The organism is Microcoleus sp. OTE_8_concoct_300, from assembly GCF_031383065.1.
Taxonomy (GTDB): Bacteria; Cyanobacteriota; Cyanobacteriia; order Cyanobacteriales; family Microcoleaceae; genus Microcoleus.
Genome location: NZ_JANMZH010000562.1, coordinates 1 through 3,060, shown reverse-complemented (window position 1 = coordinate 3,060; position 3,060 = coordinate 1). Strand labels below are relative to the sequence as shown.

General features: G+C 42.9%; 2 protein-coding genes and 1 pseudogene. All 3 read right to left on the bottom strand.

From position 1 onward, the window contains the following. Positions 1-459: 459 nt before the first annotated feature. Complete coding sequence (locus ACUVJL_RS25890) at positions 460-1,266, bottom strand: DUF1838 domain-containing protein (RefSeq protein WP_445248460.1); 807 nt, start codon at positions 1,264-1,266, stop codon at positions 460-462. Positions 1,267-1,413: 147 nt separating this feature from the next. Then, positions 1,414-1,701 carry an RNA recognition motif domain-containing protein gene (locus tag ACUVJL_RS25885; RefSeq protein ID WP_015179076.1) on the bottom strand — a complete coding sequence of 96 codons (288 nt, stop codon included), beginning with the start codon at positions 1,699-1,701 and terminating at the stop codon, positions 1,414-1,416. 250 nt (positions 1,702-1,951) lie between these two features. Further along, positions 1,952-2,208 (bottom strand): annotated as a pseudogene (locus ACUVJL_RS25880) (hypothetical protein); the annotation flags it as partial. Positions 2,209-3,060: the final 852 nt, after the last annotated feature.

The following is a 3,060-nucleotide window of genomic DNA, read 5'->3' as shown; positions in this document are numbered from 1 at the left end:
AGAGATTTTGTGGCGGTTTATCAAATATGAATGGCTGGAAATAGATGCCTATTCTAGCTGGCAATCTCTTGTTTCATCTGTCGAAAAAATTCTTAAAGAATTTGGAGATAATTATGTAATTAATTTTGCTTAACTACTTATCAGTTCCGGTTACACTCCTTATGATATAGAGGAGACTGCACGTGCCGTTTCCCTACGCCAGATTAATTGTAGGGACACGGCACTGCCGTGTCCTGGCTGTAAGTAATATTAATTCCGATGCTACCGGATTTGATATGATGCCGTAATCTCCTGGTGCGCGCACCCTACATTGACAGTCCGCGATCGCACTCCGAGCTCGAAACCGGGGAAAAATGGACGAAAACACGCCTTTGGGCCCGCAGATTCAGTAAAAAACGCGGTTTCGCATGAGCCGCCATGCGATCGCGAACTGACTGAGGGCATTCATCTATTATGAGCTTATACTTCCGGTGCTGGCAGAGGGAATCTTTCTCCCGCGAGATAAGCATCAAAGTTCTCTTGAAAATAAATCCAAGAACTCATATCTTCCACATCTAATTGCGATTTCGGCGCATCTTTATACAAAGGAATGCGAGTTTTAATTTCCTCTTCCAGCAATTGAGGTAATTCTGTCCAACTCTTGACTTTGGAACCCGTGGCACTGTAAATCATGTTACCGGGCAGATTTCCCATTTTCATCCATGGCAGCCACGGCCCGATTCTATCCCAACTCAGAATTACTTGAGAAACTGAGACAAGTTCAGGATTTAATAATTCTGCAGTGGGCACTGTCAGCTTAAATAATTCCGCTGCTTGATAGATGGGATTTGGACTGTAATCAACAAATCTGGTATCCTCAGCTAAAGGATTAGGATAGTTGGGAAATAAGTCAAAGACAAAAGTCGTAATTTCACCCTCTACTTTAGCCGGGAAAATTCCTTTAAAATTACCTTGGACCGGGTTGTTAGCAACGTGAGCAACCGTTAGGGTTTCTCCTGTCCAAGGGTTCTCCCATTTGTGGAGAATTTTTCCGCTGTTGGGGTCGAGATAGTAAGTTAGTTCTCGCGAGGTGAATTTCCAGCCGCCCTCGCCGTCAGCAATACACCTGCTTGCACTCATGCCAAGTATTTTGAACAAGCGCTTTTTCGGTTCGTTGGGAACAAAAGAGTAAATATAACCGTTCCAGGTGAGAAATGTTGCTTCACCGTCTAGGGAACTGCGCGTTTTCACCCATTCTTTGGCATCAAATTCTTGTAATAAAACCATACCACAGGCTCCTGTAAATAATCGATGTTTTTGTGCAGCGGATTTGACATTGCATCCCCAAAATCAACTGCTGCTAGCAATTCGGCGCTACTTGCGCACTTGCGCATCAGGTGGGTTCCGAGAGGATGTCAACCGCCGCATCTCGGACTAATATCCGTCGTTTCTCTTGATACCTGCGCCTCGATTTCCCTCTTCTTTCGGTTTAGCTTTATTCACTCGCAAGGGGCGCCCCATCCACTCTGCACCGTCTAATTCGGCAATTGCAGCGTCTTCTTGGGCATCCTCCATCATCTCAACAAATGCAAAACCGCGCATCCGACCAGTTTCCCTGTCCGTAGGCAAGACAACTCGCTTGACAGTACCGTACTCTGCAAATACTGCTTTCAGGTCTTCTTCGGTGGCGCGGTAAGAAAGATTTCCAATATAGATAGTCATGTCGATCGAACTGAACTTGTTGTGCTATACATAATAACCTGTTAATTTAACTTTCAAGTGGTATCTAGCATAGGACTGGGCAATCCAATCTGGCTAAAAGGGTTAGCCCGCACTGACAAACCCTTTGTACTGGCTGCAATAGTTAGTTTGATCAAAAAGAACCTCTCACTCACCGTTCGGGTGAGTGAGGAGATGAATCTGGGGGCGGTGAGGAATCCCACCCCTGAACAATATTTGATTTTAACGGTACTTAAACAAATTTCAAGCCCAAACAGAGCATCGAACTTGCTTTATAAGCAGAGAATACGTCCCAACTGTGGTTCAGCCACAACACACAAACCAAAAATATATTGCTGTCCGAAACGCTTCGAGCGCATCAGTAAAGGTGTTTAAAAGTTTGTTAGCCCACCTGCGTCTTAATCCTCCCGTTAAGCTATGCCATAGAATAAAATTGTAAGCACAAAATACCACAAATAAATGCCTCCGACCGCTGCGTTTATCTCTAATACCATTTCCATAAAACTAGGCGAGAATGACACTAATAATTTAAGTATTGTTGCATAAAGGTAGATTACCAATCAAGAATTGATTTAACAGCGATGGAGTTAAAAACAATTTTGTCTGAGCGCCGTAAACTATAACTAACCCACCAAAAAATCAGGCACTTTATGGGTTAAAAGCTGGAGAGAGTCAAAGCATTACAGATGTAGCTGAACGTTTAGGATTATATAGGATTACTGTACATATAGCCTTTCTCAGAAACATGAGGTATGATGTAACTGACTTGAACGAAGTGAAAAATATAGAACCCGAAAATGTCATGCAGCTCTAATTAAATTGAGCGCTCACAGCATTTGCTCGACCCACAGCATTCACTCGACTGCCAACTATTAATAATTGTAGAAAGTATCACACATTAGTAAAAATGAAAACTTATTCTCTTGATTTTAGACAAAAAATTATGGATGTGTACCATAATGAACCGCTGTCACAAAGAGCAATAGCCAACCGTTTTTGTGGAGCCTCGGAGTTTCGTCCAAAAACTGATTTGCACAGTATCGTGAGACCCAAAATATTGCTCCTCGAACTGAGCGATGCGGAGTCAAATTAAAACTGACTGCCAACTGCTGATTTTAGCGGAATTGATTGAAGCTTGGGATGATGCAACTCTCGAATAACTCCGTTATTTACTGTACCAAACAATTGGTTTTACTATCAGCCGAGCAACGATGGGAAGAATGGCAAAACTCTTAAACATGACTTTAAAAAAACTCTTTTCCCCTGAGATAAGGAATGAGAATTAAATAACTTCCACAAGTTTGTGGGATGGGCGTCCCGCCCGTCCTTTTTGGACGGGCG

What these genes read in the sequence shown, in the direction of transcription:
- ACUVJL_RS25885 (WP_015179076.1), bottom strand. Translation starts at nt 1,701, where the DNA reads ATGACTATCTATATTGGAAATCTTTCTTACCGCGCCACCGAAGAAGAC.
- ACUVJL_RS25890 (WP_445248460.1), bottom strand. Translation starts at nt 1,266, where the DNA reads ATGGTTTTATTACAAGAATTTGATGCCAAAGAATGGGTGAAAACGCGC.